This is a genomic window from Microvirga massiliensis (genome assembly GCF_001006805.1).
In the GTDB taxonomy this organism is placed as follows: Bacteria; Pseudomonadota; Alphaproteobacteria; order Rhizobiales; family Beijerinckiaceae; genus Microvirga; species Microvirga massiliensis.
The window spans coordinates 57,971-76,740 of record NZ_LN811359.1 but is presented as its reverse complement, the minus strand read 5'-3'; the positions used below and the strand labels follow the sequence as shown (position 1 = coordinate 76,740).

Annotated in this window: 19 protein-coding genes; 11 read left to right on the top strand and 8 right to left on the bottom strand. The window is 64.3% G+C overall.

Annotated features, from left to right (window positions below; all coding sequences use genetic code 11):
- The first annotated feature begins 556 nt into the window (after positions 1–556).
- Positions 557–1,054 carry a TY-Chap domain-containing protein gene (locus BN1233_RS26470; RefSeq protein WP_046866652.1) on the top strand — a complete coding sequence of 166 codons (498 nt, stop codon included), beginning with the start codon at positions 557–559 and terminating at the stop codon, positions 1,052–1,054.
- 140 nt (positions 1,055–1,194) lie between these two features.
- On the opposite strand, the gene soxA is transcribed toward BN1233_RS26470, so the two are convergent.
- Genes soxA through BN1233_RS26430 form a run of 8 tightly spaced genes read right to left on the bottom strand, consistent with a single transcriptional unit; the run spans position 1,195 to position 7,467 of the window.
- Entirely contained in the window at positions 1,195–1,950 is a 756-nt protein-coding gene (soxA, locus tag BN1233_RS26465; protein ID WP_046866651.1) for a sulfur oxidation c-type cytochrome SoxA, read from the bottom strand.
- Positions 1,951–1,967: 17 nt separating this feature from the next.
- Positions 1,968–2,288 (bottom strand): thiosulfate oxidation carrier complex protein SoxZ, encoded by a 321-nt coding sequence (gene soxZ / locus BN1233_RS26460; RefSeq protein WP_046866650.1) that lies wholly within the window; start codon positions 2,286–2,288, stop codon positions 1,968–1,970.
- A 10-nt stretch (positions 2,289–2,298) separates the two neighbouring features.
- Positions 2,299–2,745, bottom strand: coding sequence for a SoxY-related AACIE arm protein (locus BN1233_RS26455; RefSeq protein WP_046866904.1), 447 nt, complete (start codon positions 2,743–2,745; stop codon positions 2,299–2,301).
- 14 nt (positions 2,746–2,759) lie between these two features.
- Entirely contained in the window at positions 2,760–3,206 is a 447-nt protein-coding gene (gene soxX / locus BN1233_RS26450) for a sulfur oxidation c-type cytochrome SoxX (protein WP_046866649.1), read from the bottom strand.
- Positions 3,207–4,463 (bottom strand): NAD(P)/FAD-dependent oxidoreductase, encoded by a 1,257-nt coding sequence (locus BN1233_RS26445; RefSeq protein ID WP_046866648.1) that lies wholly within the window; start codon positions 4,461–4,463, stop codon positions 3,207–3,209.
- Positions 4,464–4,502: 39 nt separating this feature from the next.
- Positions 4,503–4,820, bottom strand: a complete 318-nt coding sequence (locus BN1233_RS26440; protein ID WP_147707563.1) for a c-type cytochrome — start codon at positions 4,818–4,820, stop codon at positions 4,503–4,505.
- Positions 4,820–6,991, bottom strand: coding sequence for a xanthine dehydrogenase family protein molybdopterin-binding subunit (locus BN1233_RS26435; protein ID WP_046866647.1), 2,172 nt, complete (start codon positions 6,989–6,991; stop codon positions 4,820–4,822). Before BN1233_RS26435 ends, BN1233_RS26440 begins: the two co-directional genes overlap by 1 nt.
- A gap of 17 nt (positions 6,992–7,008) precedes the next feature.
- Positions 7,009–7,467, bottom strand: a complete 459-nt coding sequence (locus tag BN1233_RS26430; RefSeq protein WP_046866646.1) for a (2Fe-2S)-binding protein — start codon at positions 7,465–7,467, stop codon at positions 7,009–7,011.
- 290 nt (positions 7,468–7,757) lie between these two features.
- Between BN1233_RS26430 and BN1233_RS49890 the strand changes: the two genes are divergently transcribed.
- From BN1233_RS49890 to BN1233_RS43345, 10 genes are all read left to right on the top strand, one after another.
- Positions 7,758–7,955, top strand: a complete 198-nt coding sequence (locus tag BN1233_RS49890; protein ID WP_046866645.1) for a hypothetical protein — start codon at positions 7,758–7,760, stop codon at positions 7,953–7,955.
- A gap of 427 nt (positions 7,956–8,382) precedes the next feature.
- A complete protein-coding gene (fliP, locus tag BN1233_RS26420) occupies positions 8,383–9,105 on the top strand; it encodes a flagellar type III secretion system pore protein FliP (protein WP_244471054.1) in 723 nt (240 codons plus the stop codon).
- 213 nt (positions 9,106–9,318) lie between these two features.
- Positions 9,319–10,977, top strand: a complete 1,659-nt coding sequence (gene fliF / locus BN1233_RS26415; RefSeq protein ID WP_046866643.1) for a flagellar basal-body MS-ring/collar protein FliF — start codon at positions 9,319–9,321, stop codon at positions 10,975–10,977.
- Positions 10,977–11,648: a hypothetical protein gene (locus BN1233_RS26410; protein ID WP_048710363.1), complete on the top strand. Its 672-nt coding sequence runs from the start codon at positions 10,977–10,979 to the stop codon at positions 11,646–11,648. Before fliF ends, BN1233_RS26410 begins: the two co-directional genes overlap by 1 nt.
- 2 nt (positions 11,649–11,650) lie before the next feature.
- Complete coding sequence (locus BN1233_RS26405) at positions 11,651–12,913, top strand: MotB family protein (RefSeq protein ID WP_048710366.1); 1,263 nt, start codon at positions 11,651–11,653, stop codon at positions 12,911–12,913.
- Positions 12,914–12,918: 5 nt separating this feature from the next.
- On the top strand, positions 12,919–14,184 hold the full coding sequence (locus BN1233_RS26400; RefSeq protein ID WP_147707561.1) for a chemotaxis protein MotC: 1,266 nt from the start codon (positions 12,919–12,921) through the stop codon (positions 14,182–14,184).
- Positions 14,185–14,502: 318 nt separating this feature from the next.
- Entirely contained in the window at positions 14,503–15,627 is a 1,125-nt protein-coding gene (gene fliK, locus BN1233_RS26395) for a flagellar hook-length control protein FliK (RefSeq protein ID WP_187144376.1), read from the top strand.
- Entirely contained in the window at positions 15,572–16,273 is a 702-nt protein-coding gene (locus tag BN1233_RS26390) for a transglycosylase SLT domain-containing protein (protein ID WP_187144388.1), read from the top strand. The genes fliK and BN1233_RS26390 overlap by 56 nt, the downstream gene beginning before the upstream one ends.
- Before the next feature lie 32 nt (positions 16,274–16,305).
- Positions 16,306–17,142: an APH(6)-I family aminoglycoside O-phosphotransferase gene (locus BN1233_RS26385; protein ID WP_046866639.1), complete on the top strand. Its 837-nt coding sequence runs from the start codon at positions 16,306–16,308 to the stop codon at positions 17,140–17,142.
- Positions 17,143–17,961: 819 nt separating this feature from the next.
- Positions 17,962–18,237: a hypothetical protein gene (locus BN1233_RS43345; protein ID WP_048710369.1), complete on the top strand. Its 276-nt coding sequence runs from the start codon at positions 17,962–17,964 to the stop codon at positions 18,235–18,237.
- Positions 18,238–18,770 lie beyond the last annotated feature (533 nt).

Below are 18,770 nucleotides of genomic sequence, written 5' to 3'. Positions count from 1 at the left end.
GGGCACTCCGGCTGGAACCTGATCCGATCACCTTGTCGGAGTGGCTGCAAGGACAAGCCGAGATCACGATGTTGGGGCTCCCTCGCATCGCGACGCAGTCACAGTCAAAGATCCCGCAGGCCTTGCACTGCTGGTCGATGCGCCGCGCTAGCGGGTTGCCATGAGCAAACGTATAGGCGGTCTAACGCCGGGGAGGGCGGCGCCGAGCGAACCGCCCCAGCGCCATAGCTGCCTGCTCGGAAATGGCGTGCGCAGCGTCGACATCAACGCGCGGACACGAGGGTGAGCGCGAGCATTGCCGTGCTGGCGTGGGCCGGCGGGGACACTGCGCTTGATATCGCTCATCCGGATGTGGCCGTGGACGCGCACCACACACGCGAGGAGGAAGGTCGGGAAACAGCCCTCAGCGCAAGAGACGAATTGGCTGATTCAGAACCAAGCGCCGATCGACCCCGTCGCACGCGCCGGCTCACATGCCACCGAGCTGCTCGCGTCGGCTTGGAACCGGGCATGCCCGCCCTGGTTTGTCCTTAGGGCTCCGGCCAGGGGACGGCGAATGGTCTATTTCCGAACGATCGCTTTCACCAGCATGCTGGTGGTCGGGATCTCGACTCCCGGCTTGAGCGGCGCGAGTGCCCAGCAAGATGCGAGCCAATCGTGCACCGGACAGCTCACGGAGCAGCTCAGGCGCTACAGCGAGAAATGTCTCTCCGAATTGCTGGAATACGTCGCGTCTCAGCCCCAGACCGGCGCGAGGATCTCCAGCGAGAGCGAAAAATATTACATCCTGCTCGTGAAGGACGCCAAAGGCTTCCGAGCCGAGGCGGTCAGCAAGTCCAACTTCCCGATGATAAAGGACGAGACCGCCGACACCCTCAAACGGCTTGGATGGGCGCCACCCGAAAACGAGAACGACAACTGGAAAAGGCCGATCGAGGCCGATCGCGCACAGGCCGGAGCGACCGCGCGGGTTCTGGCCGAGGCGCTCGAGGCCTATGGCCTGAAGAAGGGTGAAGCCATCTCGCTCACGGTCGGGCGAGACCTCTCGAAGTGACCGGTGCCGCGGCCGGTGGCTTCGGTCAGTTCGGCTTTACCTGGGTTGCTCCCGCCGACCTGGAGGACGCCTCCTCACGGAGCTGACGCCTCTCAAGCGGAGGGCTCCTCGAGAAGTCGTGTGCTTGGACCACAGCAAGGTCACGGACGCACTGCGGGCGTCTCGACCGGCAGGCCCTGCGCCCGGGACATCAGATAAAGCTCCAGATCGACGGATTCGGGCGAGCCGCTTGCGTAGGGCTCGGCCCGCACGCCGATCAGGCAGTTGCGGAACCGGCGCTGTAGCGAGCCAAGGCTCTGCCATTCGAGGCGGTAGAGCGGGTAGCCGGTCGGATGCCCCTGCGGGATAATCGCGCTGCCGAGCCTCCGGCCCGCGTTGTCGTCATGACACTGGGCGCAGGAGAAGTTCAGTTGCCCTTGTCGCTGCCGGAACAGGGCCTCGCCGCGGGCACGAAACGGCTCCAGCCGAGGGTCGGGGTCCGGGGCGATCGGGAGACCCCGGGACTGGAACCCGACGTAGGCCGTTAGCGCCAGCAGTTCCCGGCTCTCCCGGGGAAACGGCGTGGCGTTCTGCCGGGTCTCGCGGCAGAGATTGATGCGGCCCTCCAGGTCGACGGGACGGTCCTGCTCGGGCGCGTAGGCGGGATAGCGGGCGGCGACGCCCCTCATGCTCGTGCGCGCGTCGCCGTGGCAATCGGCGCAGGAGCGGCCCAGACCGGCCTTCTTGGTCCACAGCGCCTCGCCGTCGGAGACCCACAGCATGCCTGGGTTGGTCGTATCGTCCCGCTGCATGGCCTGGGTCTCCCGGCTCATGTCCTCGAAGCCGGAGCGCGGGGAAGGCGGCATCTCGACCGCGCCCGCGACGCCGAAGGCCAGAAGCCCGGCGCCGAACCACATCGGGGTCGAACGGCGCCTCATGTCACCGTGATCTTCGCCGTTTCGAGCTGGCCCTGGCCGTGGTCGTCGAGCCAGCGGAAGGCGAGGGTTCCGCTCTCGGTTGCCACCGTGGTGAAGGCGAAAAACGGGTTGGCAGCGATGGCTGGAAATAGGTCGACGCTGAAAACCTCCTCGCCGTTGTAGGTGCAGACGAAGCGCCGAATGATGTCGCGGGGCACCAGTTGCCCATCTGGGCCGGTGCGATAGCCCGTCTCCATCGGATGGGAGACCAAGACTTTGATCTCGATGACCTCGCCGCGCTTGGCCGTCGCGGGGACGTTGATGAGGGCGCGCGCCATGCCGGCTCTCCTAACTCTCGACGCAGGCGGGCAGCGTGACCACGAGCTCCGCCTCGTCCGACCAGAAGCTTCCGTCACTGAGCCGGGCGACGGCGACGATCTTCTGGGAATCGCCGAGCCGGATGCGGGTCGAGACCTCCGCCCGGCCCGCACGCGCCGTGAGGTGGAAATTGGCCACGTTCGGCTGCGGATTACGCTCATTGAACACCGCGATCGTCGTGACGAAGTCGTCCGGCGTCATCGGACTCTCGACCGAGACTTTGAGTGGTACGGAGTTGCCGTTCTCGACCAGCGCCGGGATGTCGAGAGCGACCCGGCCCTTGCGGGCCTCCGACCAGCCGGTGAACTCTCGGATTGCAGCCGCCATGGTCTCGGGCGTTGCCCGCGCGGGCCGCACGACGAGAAGCGCCAGGGCTCCGGCCCCGGCGGCGAGCACGCCGCGTCGGGTTGGGCGCATCGTCTCCGTCTCTCTCACGGCTCCTCCTTCAGCGTCGTCAGGAACGCCACCACGTCCTCGACCTGCTCCGCCGTCAGCACGGGCTTGCCCTGCCAGGGGCGCCCGACCTGCGTCAGCCCCTCGGTCCGGTAGTAGGGCGGCATAATCGTGTCCGGGTTGAGCCGGGTGCTGTCGACAATCCTCAACCTCAATTGGCCCTCGGACCAGCGCTTGCCTACCCCCCGGAGGTCGGGGGCGAGATCGCCTTGGAAGCGCGCCTCGGGGAACGGGCCCGAGTGGCAAAGCAGGCACAGGCCCTTCTGGCGGTCGACGACGATAGCCCGGCCGCGGGCCGAATCGCCGGGGACGCCGGTGAGCGGCTCCGGGATCGCGTCGCCCGCCACGACGAAGGGGCGCAACGCTTGCGCGGTAGCCGGGCCTGCAACCGTCCAGGCCAGGGCAAAGATTACGACGGCCCGCATCTAGCCGAATACCTCGGCCGTGATGGTCCGGAACCAAGCCTCGGCATACCGGGCCTCAAGCGCGCGGAAATCGGGCGGCGCATTCGCCGGGCTGACGCCGCCGGCGCCTTCCACATCGGTCAGGACGCCGTTTGCGGGCCGATAGACGCCCGCGACGGAGATCCCGTAGTCCGGCGCAACCAGACTGTAGCAGGTGTTGATCAGCTTCGGGGCGGGCGGCACCGCGCCGCGCAGGAGGGCGGCGACCGCGGTTGCGCAGACCTTGGCTTGGGCGTTGGCCGAAAAGGCCGACTTCGGCATCCCGCCAGCGATGCACGCATCGCCGATGACGTGCACGTTCGGCTGTAGCTTCGACTCGAAGGTCACCGGGTCGATCGGACACCAGCCGCTCCGGTCGGCGGCCCCGGCCACCTGTGCGATGCCGCCGGCGCGCTGGGGCGGGATGACATTGGCGACCTGGGCCTTGTGGTCGCCGAACTCGGTCACAAGAGTCTTGCTGGCCGCATCGATGCGCACGACCTTGCCGCCCGCGGACAGGGCCACCCACTCGATCATCCCCGGATAGAGCGCCTTCCAGGCAGCCTGAAACAGGCCCTGCTTGGAGAAATTGTCCTTGGCATCGAGGATCAGGAGCTTGGAGCGCGGCTTGCGGGTCTTGAGGTAGTGGGCGATCAGGCTCGCCCGCTCATAGGGGCCGGGCGGGCAGCGGAACGGGTTGGCGGGGGCGACGATGATCACCGTGCCGCCGTCGTCCATCGCCTCAAGCTGGCGACGCAGCAGCAGAGTCTGCTCGCCGGCCTTCCAGGCGTGCGGCAGGGCCTTTGACGCCTCCTCGTCGTAGCCGGGCAGGGCATCGAAACGCAGGTCGATGCCCGGGGCGAGCACCAGCCGGTCGTAATCGAGGGTCGAGCCGCCCGCGAGCGTGACCTGACGCGCCTGGGGGTCGACGCTGGTCGCAGCTTGCGCCGCCACCGCGACGCCATCGCGGCGCACCGCGTCGTAACCGAACTGCTGCGCCTCTAGTGGGCGCAGGCCGGCGATGACCTCGTTGCTGAATGGGCAGGCCGTGTAGGTCGCGCTCGGCTCGACCAGCGTGACCGCGGCGCCGTGATCTCTGACGGCACGGGCGCAGGTCGCGCCGGCAAAGCCCCCGCCGATCACGACCACCCTGGGAGATGTCTGTGCCAGGGCCGGCCGCGCTACGACCGTCGCGAGCGCGCCGCTCAGAAATCCCCTTCGGCTCGGTGATGCTCTCATGGTCCGCCTCTTCGTCCGCCCAGCGAACTCGGACCGGCCTCAATGCGGCTGGCTGACCCAGGCCGCGATGGCGCGGCTCTCCTCGTCGGTAAAGCCCTTGGCGATGCGGTCCATCACCGTGGCCGGGCGCTCGCCGTTGCGGAACGCCTGCATCGCCGCCGCGATTTCGTCCGGCGATCGTCCCAGTAGGGCGGGAATGTCGGTCGTAGTGTTTTCGCCGTGGCAGCCCGAACAGGCCGTCGCGCCCGGAGGCGCCGCCTGAAACGGGCCGGCCCCGTCGGCCCTCTGGGCGGCTGCCGGGGCCGCCCAGAGCAGCACGAGAACCGCGATCTGGCGCACGAGACCTTCCGCGGCCATCACGCTTTCCGGAGATCCGCCTTGCTCAGCGGGACAGAGCGGATGCGTTTGCCGGTCGCGGCGAAGATCGCGTTGAGCACAGCGGGCGCCGCCACGAAGATGGTCGGCTCGCCGACGCCGCCCCAGAAGTCGCCGGACGGCATCACGATCGTTTCGACCTCGGGCATCTCGTCCATGCGCATCATCGGATAGGTGTCGAAGTTCTCCTGCTCGACCTTGCCGTCCTTGATGGTGATTTCGCCGTACAGCATGGCGGTCAAGCCATAGACGAACGACCCTTCGACCTGCGCCGCGATCTGCTGCGGGTTAACGGCGTGGCCGCAGTCAGTCGCGGCGACAATGCGATGAATCTTCAGCTTGCCGTCGTTGGCGACCGAGACTTCGGCGCATGCGGCGACATAGCTGCCGTAGCCCATGTGCTGCGCGAGTCCCCGGTAGACGCCTTGTGGGGCGGGGCTCCCCCATCCGGCCCTTTCGGCAACCGCATTGAGCACGGCCAGGTGCTTCGGATGTTGCACGAGCAGCTTGCGCCGGAATGCCAGGGGATCCTGGCCGGCCGCATGGGCGAGCTCGTCCATGAAGCACTCGAGATAGAGCGCGTTCTGGTTGTTGTTCACGCCACGCCAGAATCCCGGTGGGATCGGCGGGTTGCGCATGGCGTGGTCGATGAGAAGGTTCGGGATCGAGTAGCCGAACACGCCCTCGGTGCCGCTCGGATTGAGCCCTTGGAACGTAGCCGGATCACGGCCGTTCTGAAGCCCCTGCGGGTTCACGGTCGACAGGATTGATTGTCCGGAGATGCGCATGTGCAGCCCGGTCAGATTGCCCTGATCGTCGAGTGCGCCGGTCAGCTTGCATTGCGTCACCGGATGATACCACCCGTGGAGCATGTCCTCCTCGCGTGACCAGATCAGCTTCACGGGCGTGCCCGGCATCTGCTTGGCGATCAGGACCGCTTGCCGGACGAAGTCGTGGCTGGTGGCCCGCCGGCCGAAGCCGCCGCCGAGATGGAGGCGGTAAACATCGCATTTGCCGACCGGCAGATCGGCGGCGCTCGCGGCCGTGGCGAGCGCCGCCTCCCCGTTCTGGGTTGCGGTCCAAACCTCGCAGCGATCGCTCGTCCAGAGCGCCGTTGCGTTCATGGGCTCCATCGTCGCGTGGTGCTGGTAGGGATAGCCGTAAACCGCTTCGACCTTCTTGGCGGCGCCGGCGATCGCCGCCTTCACGTCGCCTGCCTGGTTGCCGATGAACGTCTGCTGGGCGTCGAGACCCTCGTTCAGCATCGCCGTAATGGTCTCGCTTGAGAGCGCCGCGTTGGGGCCTGGGTCCCACTCGACCGGAAGCGCATCGAGCGCCGTCTTGGCGCGCCACCAAGTGTCAGCGACCACCGCGACGGCGTTGTCGCCGACCTGCACCACCTTCTTGACCCCAGGCATCCGCTCGACCGCGGTGGCTTGGAAGCCCTTTAGCTTGCCACCGAAGACTGGGCAGGCCCTGATGGCCGCGTTGAGCATGCCCGGCCGGGTGAAGTCTATGCTGTAGATCTGCGATCCGTTGATCTTCGGGGCGGTGTCGAGCCGCTTCACCGGCTTGCCGGCGATCATCCAGTCCTTGGTATCCTTGAGCTGAACGTCTTTCGGAGCTTCGAGCTTCGCGGCGGCATCGGCCACCTTGCCATAGGTCGTGGTCCGCCCGGAGGGCGCATGCGTGATCACGCCCTTGGAGACGGTGCACTCGGTGGCCGGAACCTGCCACCCATTCGCAGCCGCCTGGATCAGCATGTGCCGCGCCGTCGCGCCACCCTTTCGCATGTAGTCATGGGAGTCGCGGATGCCACGGCTGCCGGCCGTTTGAAAGTTGCCCCAGACCCGACTGCGCGCCAGATTCTGACCGGGCGTCGGATATTCGGTGGTGACTTTGTCCCAGTCGCAATCCAGCTCCTCGGCCACGAGCTGCGCCAGGCCGGTGAGCGTGCCCTGGCCCATCTCGACGCGGCCGATCCGGACCACCACCGTTTCATCAGGCTTGATCACCACCCAGGCATTCACCTCGGATTCCGTTTGGGCCGCGGGTTGCGCGCCGAGGGGCAGGGTGAACCCCAAAGCGAGCCCACCGACCGCAGCGGAGCTTACGAGAAATTGACGGCGCGAGAGGCTGTGTTCGATCGTCATGACATCTCTCCTCACTCTCAGCCGCGGTTGGTCTCAGCCGCGCGTTGGATGGCGGCCTTGATGCGATTGTAGGTGCCGCACCGGCAGATGTTGGTGATCTCGCCCGCGATCTCGTCGTCGCTCGGGTTCGGGTTCGCCTGGAGGAGTGCGGCCGCGGCCATAATCTGGCCGGTCTGGCAGTAGCCGCACTGGGGCACGTCGAGGTCGAGCCAGGCCTTTTGCACCGGATGCGAAGCGTTGGGCGAAAGCCCCTCGATCGTGACGATCTTCTGATCGGGCTGGAGCGAGCCGACTGGCAGGCTGCATGAGCGCGTCGCCACGCCGTCGATATGGACCGTGCAAGCGCCGCACTGCGCGATGCCACACCCATATTTTGTGCCCGTCAAACCGAGCTGCTCGCGTATGACCCAGAGGAGCGGCGTATCCGGATCGACATCGACCTCGCGCACGGTCCCGTTCACTGTCAAGCTGGTCATGGCAGCCTCTCCGATTCAGCCCGGTCCGATCTCGCGGATGCTCGCCGGGGCGTTTCTCAAACACTGTCTTGGCGACGGGGACAACCGGTTTGGCCTTCGGTTAAGCGACGTGGAAGGCGAGATGCGTGATCACCTCTGAGGCTCCGCTTTTGCCAGCCCGTTGGCTATCCCTCCATTCAGAGGGCCACCAATTGCCTGGTCTGTCCTCTCGCGATCAAGGCACTGATCGTCACAAAGCTTCGGTCGTGCAGCGCGAGCCCAGGACGTCGCCACAGATCGCCGGACAAGACATGGTTCTTGTAATTCACACGACCAGGGGCGGCGTTGCCGACGGACTGCTTTTCGGCGTTCCCGTCGAGGAGAAGCAGCTCGTGGGAACCGGAAGGCAGCTTCCCGGACGCGATGCCTCACTGAGAGAAGACCTCCTTCGGGAGAAGACCTCCTTCGCAACTCCGGCAGCCGAGAAGGCGCTCGGCCACCCTGAATAGAACGCGAGATGGGTGATGATCTCGCTCAACTCCGTCGGCTTCATCCCGCTATCCAGTGCGTGGCTGAAGGACTTTCGCATAAGCTCGGTATGACCGCTTGCATTGAGTGCCGCCAATGGCCGGTCCTGGCACAGAGCTGATCTTGACCGAACGTCCGCAATCACGAGGTGAGCAGAGCTTCTGGCTCAGGTGCTTTGGGACCGAGGTTGTCAATTTGCTGGCCTGAGGGGTGGCGGGCGTAGCGGCAAGCCCCACGAAAGCTTGCTGTTGTATCAGGGCCAGACGATGCGGGCATCCGCGTCGGAAGCTAATTGCGAACTGAGCTTTGCTGGCCCTTATGGATATTTTTAATTGCCTGCCTCAGAAGCCGCTGCCTCATTGCCGGGGTACAGGCTTTAGCGTTCCAAGAGGAATGCTTCGTGGCGTGATGATTATCGGCACCCTTGCGCTGGCTGCGACCTCCGCTCAGGCACAGGTTCCAAACCTCAACGAGCTGATCCCCGAGGGCGACGGCGCCATCAGCGGCCGCATCATCCAGCTCGTTGCCCTGCTGACCGTGTTGTCGGTGGCTCCCGGCCTCCTGATCATGGTGACGAGCTTCACCCGATTCGTGGTGGCGTTCTCGTTCCTGCGCTCGGGTCTGGGCCTGCAGAGCACCCCCGCGAACCTGTTCCTGATCAGCCTGTCGCTGTTCATGACCTTCTTCGTCATGGGGCCGACTTTCGACAAGGCCTGGCAGGAGGGCGTGAAGCCCCTGACGGAGAACCGGATCTCAGAAGGCGAGGCCTTCACGAAGACGACCGAGCCGTTCCGCGAATTCATGCTCGAGCATGTCCGGCCGAAGGACCTGCAGACCTTTGCCGATCTGGCCTCCGCGACTTATCCGAAAGCCGCGGAAGGGGAAAAGATCGACCTGCGGATCATCATCCCGGCCTTCATGATCTCCGAGTTGCGCCGTGGATTCGAGATCGGCTTCCTGATCGCGCTGCCCTTCCTGGTCATCGACATGATCGTGGCGACCCTGGTGATGTCGATGGGCATGATGATGATGCCCCCGACCGTGATCGCCCTGCCGTTCAAGATCCTCTTTTTCGTCCTGATCGACGGCTGGAACATCCTGGTCAGCGGCCTCGTGAAATCATTTTTCTGAATATGCTGCCGTGAGATCGAGCCCAGCCAGCCGATTCGCAGCTGGCTGACCCCCGACAAAAAGCCGGTCCTGCCTGGGCCGGCTTTTTCTTATTCGGCTCTGCATGCCGGAAATCGGGCGCTTTTCCCCTTGGCGCATCGCGATGCAACCCTCGCACAAGGTTGGTAGGGCAAAAGGCAGAGCGGATTCATTCATTCGAACCTGAGATTGTTTATGACTGCTCGCCAGCAAGCCGTGAATTTGTGGAACAGCATCTTGCAGCTGGGCGCGCGGCGCCTCGCGGTGCTCGGTGCAATTGGCCTGGCCGTTTTCGTCACCGTCGGCGTCGGCGCCTATTACCTGAGCCGCCCGGCCCAGGAGACGCTCTACACAGGACTTGGCCGTGAAGACATCAGCCAGATGGGCGTGGTGCTGCGTGACGCCGGCATTCCCTTCGACGTCAGCTCGGACGGAACCTCGCTTCTGGTGAGCTACGGCAACACGGCCCAGGCCCGGATGCTGCTCGCCGAGAAGGGCCTGCCGCACAACACGAAGGCGGGATACGAGCTGTTCAACGATCTCGGCTCGCTCGGGCTGACCTCGTTCATGCAGGAGGTCACGAAGGTCCGTGCTCTCGAGGGCGAGCTGGCCCGGACCATTCAGGGCATGAAGGGCGTCAAGGCGGCCCGGGTTCATATCGTGCTGCCCGACAGGGGCTCCTTCCGGCGCGAGCAGCAGCAGCCCTCGGCTTCGGTCGTGATCCGCACGGCGCCGGTCGACGACATGAGCTCGGCCCAGGCGATCCGCCATCTCGTGGCGGCGGCTATTCCCGGCATGAAGGTCGAGAAGGTCAGTGTGATGAACACCGACGGCACCCTCCTGATGGCGGGCGACGATGCCTCGAACCAGTCGAGCGGGAAGCTCGCAACGCTCGAAAAGACGGTTGGCCTAGAAATTCAGGACAGCGTCCGCCGCACCCTGGCCCCGTATCTCGGCGTGGGGAATTTCGAGATCAGTGTCGCGGCGCGGCTGAACACCGACAAGGTGAACACCAGCGAGACGATCTTCAATCCGGACCAGAAGGTCGAACGCTCGGTGCGGATCGTGAAGGAGGCCGAGGTCTCGCAGAACAAGTCGGGCCAGAAGCCGACCACGGTGCAACAGAACCTTCCCGATGAGGACGTCAGGGCGGACGGTGGTGAGAGCTCCAGCGAGGACAATCAGCGCCGCGAGGAGCTGACGAACTACGAGATTTCGTCGAAGACGATCCAGACGTCGAGCGACGGCTATTCCGTGAAGAACCTCTCGGTGGCCGTGCTCGTGAACCGCGCCAGGCTGACGAGCCTTCTCGGCGAGAATGCCTCGCAGGCCGAGATCGACGCCAAGGTGAGCGAGATCGAGGAACTCGTCGCCTCGGCGGCAGGCTTCAAGAAGGACCGCGGCGACCAGATCAAGGTGGCGGCCGTCAGCTTCGTCGACGATTCGAGTGTTCTCCAGCCGTATCCGAGCCCGTCGATCATGGAGGTGCTGATGCGCCAGACGGGCACGATCATCAACGCTCTGACGATTCTGGCCGTGTGTGCGCTGATGATCTGGTTCGGTCTTCGTCCGGCCGTGCGGATGCTGGTGGCGCGCCAGCAGGCCGAGATCGAGCAGCAGCGGGAGCTGGCGGCGCTTGCAGCCGCGGAAGAGTCTGCGGCGCTCGCGGGAGAGGATGCGCAGGCTGCGATCGCCATGGCGGCCCCGGTGCCCCAGCTGGATCACAGCCTTGCCGAGAACCTGCTCGAAGCGGCCAACACGCCCCAGCGTAAACTCGAGCAGATCGTCGATCTCGACGAGGAGAAGGCAGCGGCAGTGCTCAAGCAGTGGCTCTCTGAGCAGGAGGCCGCGTGATGAGTGCGGCGCTTGCCCAGATCCTGACCGATTTCTCGGCTCCCAAGGGCCAGGAGGCGGCACTCGCCGCACTTCTGAAGCCCGTTAGGCCGGCGGTGAAGACGAGCGTCGAGCCCGAGGCGCCCCCTGAGGCGAGGCCGAAGGTCAACCCCGCCGAGGAACGCGCCGAAGCGATCCGCAAGGCCGTGGAGGCTGCCCGGGACGAGGAGCGGGCGCTGGCCCGCGCGGAACTCGCGCAAGCGCTCGCGGCGGAACGGGAGCGGTTCCAGATCGAGTTGCAGGAACAGCGGCAAGTGTGGGCGGAAGCCGAAGGGGCCGAACTCGGAGCCCGATTCGGACAGGCCTTCACGGCTCTCGAAGCCATGCTGAGCGAGCGGGTCGCCAACATCCTTGGTCCGTTCGTGGCCGAGGCCTTCCGCCGTCAGATGATCGACGAGCTCGGGGCGGCTCTGAAGAGCCTTCTCGCGGATGCGACGGCTGAAACGATCGTGGTTGCGGGACCAAAGGATTTGCTCGCGGCCCTCGAGGCGAGCCTTGGCGATCAGCTCGGCTCTGTCGAATTCAAGGTTGCGAAGTCGATCGATGTCAGCGTCACAGCCGCCGACACGGCAATCGATACCCTTTTGAAGCCGTGGTCCGAGCGGCTGAACGATCTTTTGAAAGCGCTTTGAGCATGTCCGATACGCAGGAAATCATTATCGTTCGCCGGTACGAGGAAGAGGAAGGGCACCACGGCGGCGCCTGGAAGATCGCGCTCGCGGATTTCATGACCGCGATGATGGCGTTGTTTCTCGTGATGTGGCTGTTGAACGCAACGGACGAGAACACGCGCAACAGCGTCGCGAATTATTTCAATCCCATCCAGCTGGCCGAGTCGTCGCCGAACAAGAAGGGTCTGCAGGAGCCGCAGACCGTTCCGCCGGACAACGAGACCGAGGAGACCAAGGACGGCCGGCAGAAGGGGAGCGGCGAAGGCACGGGCGGGAAATCGCATCAGCTCCAAAAGCCGCGGTTCAAGGAAGGCATGCTCTTCCAGGATCCCTATGCAGTGCTGGCCAAGATCGCGGCAGAGGTCGAGCCGACGCCCCACGATACGCTTGGAGCCGATGTGACGCCCGGCGAAAGCGACGTCCCGGGGCTCATGGCTGGTGAAGCACCGCGCGACCCGTTCGATCCGCTCTATTGGCAGGTCACGCCGGTCAACGAGATCAAGACCGAGACGACACCGAAGCCCGGAACGGCGATGCCAGCGCCGCTGAAGGAGGCTATCGATGCGCTGGTCGCCTCAGGCGGCAAGACCGTTCAGGTCTCGGGGGCCGGGAAGCGGACCATGACGGCTGAGCTGAAAGCGGCTCAGCCCACCGCACCGATCGTCGCCTCTGATGCCGACCAGCAGGCCGCCGGCGAACAGGGCGATCCGCAGAAGGCTGCACAGGCCCGAAACACCGGCCCGAAGAAGGACGAGCTGAAGCCGGCCGACTATCAGGCTGCGGAACTCAAGAACGAGATCTCGAAGGCTCTGGAGCTGACCCGGGACCGCTCGCCCTCGCCACAGATCGAGGTTCGACGCACCGGAGCCGGAACGCTGATCAGCCTCACCGACGATATCAACTTCTCGATGTTTGCCGTCGGCTCGGCCGAGCCCCAGCCGAAAGTGGTCCAGGCCATGGCGAAGATCGCCAAGATCCTACAGGCGCGTGACGGCAAGATCGTGGTGCGGGGTCATACCGATGCCCGTCCGTTCAGGTCCGAGAACTACGACAACTGGCGGCTCTCGCAGGCCCGTGCCCAAATGGCTCTCTACATGCTCGTGAGGGGCGGTCTTCCCGAAGATCGGATCGTCGCGATCGAAGGGCATGCGGACCGGGATCCGAAAATCCCGTCCGATCCGAACGCCGATCAGAACCGCCGTATCGAAATCCTTCTCAAGGAGTGATGAGGGTGATCCGTCTCCCCCAGGTCGCTTTGACGGCGGCTTTCCTGATGATCGCGAGCGGTTCCGCTTGGGCCGAGCCCGAGAAGGCCTCTGATCAAGCCGTTGCAGCCGACTCCGAGCCGGCCCCGACTCAAGAGGCCGCATCCGACCCGGTCCTGCCCACATCGCCGGCGGTTCAGATGTTGCGGACCCTGCAGCTCATGCAGGACCAGATCGGTCTCGGTTCGACCGAGGCCCATACCGCCCAACGGGGACTGCTGACGGTTCTCGACAGGCGGTTCATGGAACTCGACGACGAGACCTGGAAGGACGGAAAGAACATCCGGACCGCGATCGCCTTCGTGCTCAGCGGTGGCAATCCGCAGATCCTCCGGAAGCTGCTCGGGCTCGGGAAGGAAATCGTCCCTGTCGAGGAGCGCCCGCTCATCGGGGGCGCGCTCGCCTATGTCGAGGGTCGGGAGGAAGAGGCGAGACGAGCCTTGATGCCCATCGACGTCACCACCCTGACACCGACGTTCGGGGCTCAGATTGCCTTGGTTCAATCTGCGCTCATCGTCAAAACCGATCCCAAGAGGTCGATGGAGCTTCTGGATTGGGTCCGGCTCATGGCGCCGGGCACGCTTCTCGAAGAGGGAGCGCTGCGCCGTGAGGTCTTCGTGGCGAGCGTGATCGACGATGCGAGAAAATTCGAGTCCCTGGTCGTGCGGTATCTCCGCCAATTTCGGAACTCGATTTACGCCGGCAATTTCCGGCAGCGCCTGGCATCGGCCTTGGCGCGTATCGACTTCGGCAAGGATCCGGAGCGGTTCGGACGGGTCGTCACGATGCTGAACGAGCTCGAGCCGGACGTCAGGCGCGATCTTTATCTGCTCATGGCGCGATCATCGGTCGAGCAGGGTTTTGTCGGCTCGGCGATCATGACCGCCGAAAAAGCTATGGAGCTGTCTCAAAACGATCGGGTGAGCGCCGCGAGGGCGAGCCTCTATACCGCAGCGGCATCTGTCGTGGACCTTGCCGCGTTCGAGAAAAGCGTTCGCACGCTGAACAGCATCGATCGAACGATCCTGCCCGCGACCGACGTCCAACTGTTGGACTCTGCCATCTCGCTGTCGCGGCAGATCCGGCTGTCGCCCGAAAAGCCCTCCGGTGCGGATAGGCCGAAAATCGCTGCCAACGAGTCCCGCAACGAGACGCAAGCGTCAGAACAGCTTCCGGCGCTATCAAGGGCCCAGGAAGCCCTGAATCGCGTCGATAAGCTCATCAAAAATTGAGCCGGTGGTCGAATGAGCAATTTGAATTTTGCGCCCCGGATGCTTGCATCTCGGACGGATGCTCAAGCCGCAAAAGCGGCAGCAATGGCGAACGACGGCACGGAGTCCGGCGGCGCTGGTACGTCGTCCGAGTTCGGCTCACTCCTCAAGGGCCTGGTGAAGGAGGCTCCTGTCACTGGTGGAGCTACCGGTAAAGGGCGATCACCTTTGCCTGCTGCGCCGGGAGGTTCGGAAGAACTGACCGCAAGGCTCGAGGACGTGGCACCGAAGGACCGGAAGGCCGGCGACAAGCGGTCTGTTGAAGACCTTCTCCAGGTCGTGGCCATCGATGCGTCAGGCGGGACCTCCCAAGGTGTGTCTCAGGCTGGCAGTGCCGCATTCTCCGTTCTGGAAAGCCTGCTGCCGCGGATCCTGGGCCAGAACGGACAGAGTCCTGGTCGTGAGGCGTCAGAGGCGGGCTCTGGACGGGCCCACTCAAGCGGCCTGCCGGCGGGACCGGACCAGACAGTCGAAGGCGTTTTGAATTCCCCTTCGTCGCCGGCGGTTCGCGTGTCGGTTCAGCAGCAGGAAACCCATTTCAAGCCGATCGTCGAAGGATTCACGACGAAGGTCGTCCCTCAGGAGCAAGTCGCCGAGGGCGCTGAAGCGCGCACCTCGGGAGATCCACTGGCGCCGACCGGTTTGAAAAGCTCAGGCCAGAAAGGCGCGTCCGAGATACCGGTCGTGCCTGCAAGTACGATTCAGCCAGGCGGAATCACCGCCGAGGGCGGTCCCGAGGATCTGCAGGATTCGATCGCTATCAAAACGCCAGCGGCCGACAAGACGAGAGCCAAGACCGAAGTCGGTGCCGCGGGTGCCGAAGGGGCGCAGAAACAGGAGGCCTCGTCTCTTCCCCAGGGAACACTCCAGCGGCTGGCCAGCGACCTGTTGAACGAGGCGCAGCAACTGGCGGCCGATGCCAAGGCACGAGTTTCTCATGCGGAGCAGGCTGTGTTCCTGACCCACGCGAAAGCGTCGGAAGGGGCCGTCAGACTGCTGAACATTCAGCTGCATCCGGCCGATCTCGGTCGGATCACGGTCAAAATGAAGCTCTCGGGCGACAGCCTCGAAATGGAGCTGCAGGTCGAGAATGAAGAGACCGCGCGCCTCTTGAAGAGCGATACCGAAAAGCTCTCCAACCTTTTCAAGGGCTCCGGCTACCGCCCGGAGGTCATCACGGTCCAGAGCCCTGACGCTGCATCAGCGCGCCAGGACAGCGCGGGATCCCCACGGCAGCAATCGATGTCGCCGTCCCAGCAGGACGGGTTCCAGCGTGGAGCACAACAGCAGAACGGCGGGTCGCAACGCGAGCCGGGTTACCAGCACGAAAGGAAAGGAGGGCGCGACGATGCGTCGGTTGAAGGGATCACTAGCAGTCGCAGCACTGGCGGCGTTTATCTGTAACGGCTCGCAGCAAGCACAGGCGACTCCTGAGTTCCCCGAAGAGATCGCGACTGACACGACATCGTCGGTGACGCCCAAGGCTTCGAGCTCGGCGTCTGCCTCGTTGGACACGCCATCGCGCGTCTGCGAGGTGGAGATGATGCGGGCCGCCGGGAAATACGACGTGCCGGTCGGCATGCTGTATTCGGTGGGTCTGACCGAGACGGGCCGGCGCGGCAGCCTGCAACCCTATGCGATGAACGTCGAGGGCAAGGCGGTCTTTTCCGAGACCGCGGCCGAGGCGCTCCAGAAATTCGAGAAATACCGTCGCTCGGGCAAAAAGCTGATCGACATGGGGTGCATGCAGATCAACCACCATTTTCATCGCAAGGAATTCGCCTCGCTCGAGGCCATGATGAGCCCGCAGCACAATGTCGAATATGCCGCAAAATTCCTCAAAAATCTGAAGAAGCGCCACGAGACCTGGACGATGGCGGTGGCCCGCTACCATGCTGGCCCCAACAATAATCCGGCCCAGAAGCGCTATGTCTGCAAGGTCATTTCCAACATGGTCGCGACCGGCTTCGGCCAGTGGACGAAAAATGCCAAGACGTTCTGCGCCGGAGATCCCGGAATGCCCAAAGGTTCGACGGCGGCGGACGGCTAGGGCATCGTGCGGATCACCTGAGGAGAGTTCCAGTGGGCGTACCTGCCGCCCTCCCATCGAAGGTCGGAGAGTTCTTGGAGGCATGGCGTCTGGTCCCTGACGGCCCTCTCCTGACCACGCGTTCCAGTTGGCTCGTTGCCGTCCAGCACGAGGGCTTACCCGCGATGCTGAAGGTCGCCCGCATTCCCGACGAGCAGTCGGGCTACCGTCTCATGACGTGGTGGGATGGCCAAGGCGCCGCCAAGGTCTTGGCCTCGTCAGCGGACGCCCTGCTCATGGAACGGGCGGAAAGCGCCCGCAACCTTGCTCAGATGGCCTGGTCGGGCCAGGATGACGAAGCCTGCCGGATTCTGTGCGACACAGCGGTTCGGCTGCACACACTGCGGCGTGACCCGCTTCCGGAGTTACATCCACTGGACGTCTGGTTCCAGCCGCTTTTTCAGCTCGCCCCGGAACACGCGGCGTTGGCACCTGCCGCCGATATCGCGCGTTATCTCCTGGCCTCCCCATACGCCGTCGGTCCTCTCCATGGCGACCTGCACCACGAGAACGTGCTCGATTTCGGTGAGCGAGGGTGGCTGGCGATCGACCCCCATGGGCTGCTGGGTGAACGAACCTTCGACTATGCCAACATCTTCACGAACCCTGATCTCAGCGATCCGAGCCGGCCGCTCGCCACCTTGCCGGGCCGCTTGGAGGCCCGGCTCGATATCGTGGTCAGCGCGACGGGTGTCGAGCCCGCGCGGCTCCTTCGCTGGATCGTCGCGTGGACAGGGTTGTCGGCGGCTTGGTTCATCGACGACGGGGACGACCGGGGCGCTGCGATTGACCTTACGATCAATGCAATGGCTCGTCGCATGCTCGGCTAGTCGGGCCCATCCATGCGAAGCTAGTTCCAGTCCCAACGCAGCCCGGGACTGGCTCAAGCCGTAGGGTCTCGGCTGTCGAATCGGCAGAGGGTGATGATCAGGCGGTATGCCGCAGGACCCGAACAACCCTCCGCGAGGTTGGGCTTACAATCACGACCCGATCATTGGGCGATACGAAGTATCCGTAATGCCGGTAATGCCGAAGATGGTGGATCGAGACATTTCTCATGGGGGAAGTTTCGACCCACCCACGCATTACAGTCCCGCGTCCTAGTCGTCTGCCACTCGGCTCATCGTATCGCTCGCCGCTCGTCCAAAGCGCACTTGCCGGGACGCGTTCCCAAGTTCCTTCGCGATCCGTAAAGACCCGCGGGGCACTTGGACTGACCCTTAGGGTGAGCGGTTGCGCAGATGCGCTCAGACCCGTGCAGCAAACCGCTGCAACTCCGATCAGCAGGGTGGTGCTAAGCTTTTGAGAGGTGTTGCGCATTTGCTCCTCCCTTCGATGATCACCCGTATTCTACGACTCTTCCCTTCGGTGATCACGGAAATTCCACGACTGGTAGGCGAGTTTCGCATTCTGACAGGCCCACGAGGTGGCACTCGGAACCTTCCCACAGCCTCGCTGTTAACGCTGAGCTGGGGTGAGGAGTCGGGACGCGATCTCGGCGCTTGCCCGAAGGCTTTATCCGGATTTACTGTAGGCCGGCCCAAGGCGTCCCTTGGGTGGCTTCGGATGTTTGCGACTGGTGTTGGGGTGGGGAAGAACTCGATGGCTCTGACGGAGCGTTACGGTTTTCGAAAGACGCTTTTGGACGGATGGTTTTGCAGGTCGAGGAGGAGTTCAGATCCTTCTGGAGCCATTTCGCGAAGGAGCCGATCCTCAAGCGGCGGTGGCGCGATGCCAAGGTGCTCGACCTGACGGCCGTGGAACTGCGGCCCCTGATGGATATGCGGAACCGGCCGGGATACATGCCGTGGCTGTATCGCAGCCCGCCGGCAGCGCAACCCAGCCCGCGGGAGGACACAGTATTGGATCCGGCTTTTGCCCAGCCGAACGGCAAGGACGATCTCGAGCGAACCGTCGTGCATTAGGTGGCCCTGGTAGCTCTTGAAGGACGGCGGCTGCATTGCGCGCGTGAGCGGCGCGCCTCCTGACCTGTACTTGGTTGATTCATCCAAGTTCGTATCGAGGGGTAGCATTCTAACCCTCAATACGGATTCCGACGGCTGCTTCCTGTTAAGCGTGCTCGCAGGGGATAAGTCTCCGGCCTCCCTCAGACTGATATTCCGATGACGCGGCAGGGTCGGAGATCGCGCACAGCCATCCCGGCGGTCGGGTAAGCCTCCCTGATATCCTCGTCATGGCTGGGGCCGAGATCGCTGCAGCGCTCACCGCACGCTAAACAATGCGGAGGCGTTGGGTGAGCAACGATCCTAAAGCGCAGATTGTCGCATACCGGATATCGCCGGATAGCACGATCACCGGATACGGTCACTCGGCGATATACGGCCCCGATCGAACCCGCTGCGAGCATGCCCGGTAAGATCAGCTCGATCCAATTTCGGCTCACAATGGAACGCGGCCGTGGCGCTTGAGTTGCGCGGCAGCCCTCGACCCGATCTCG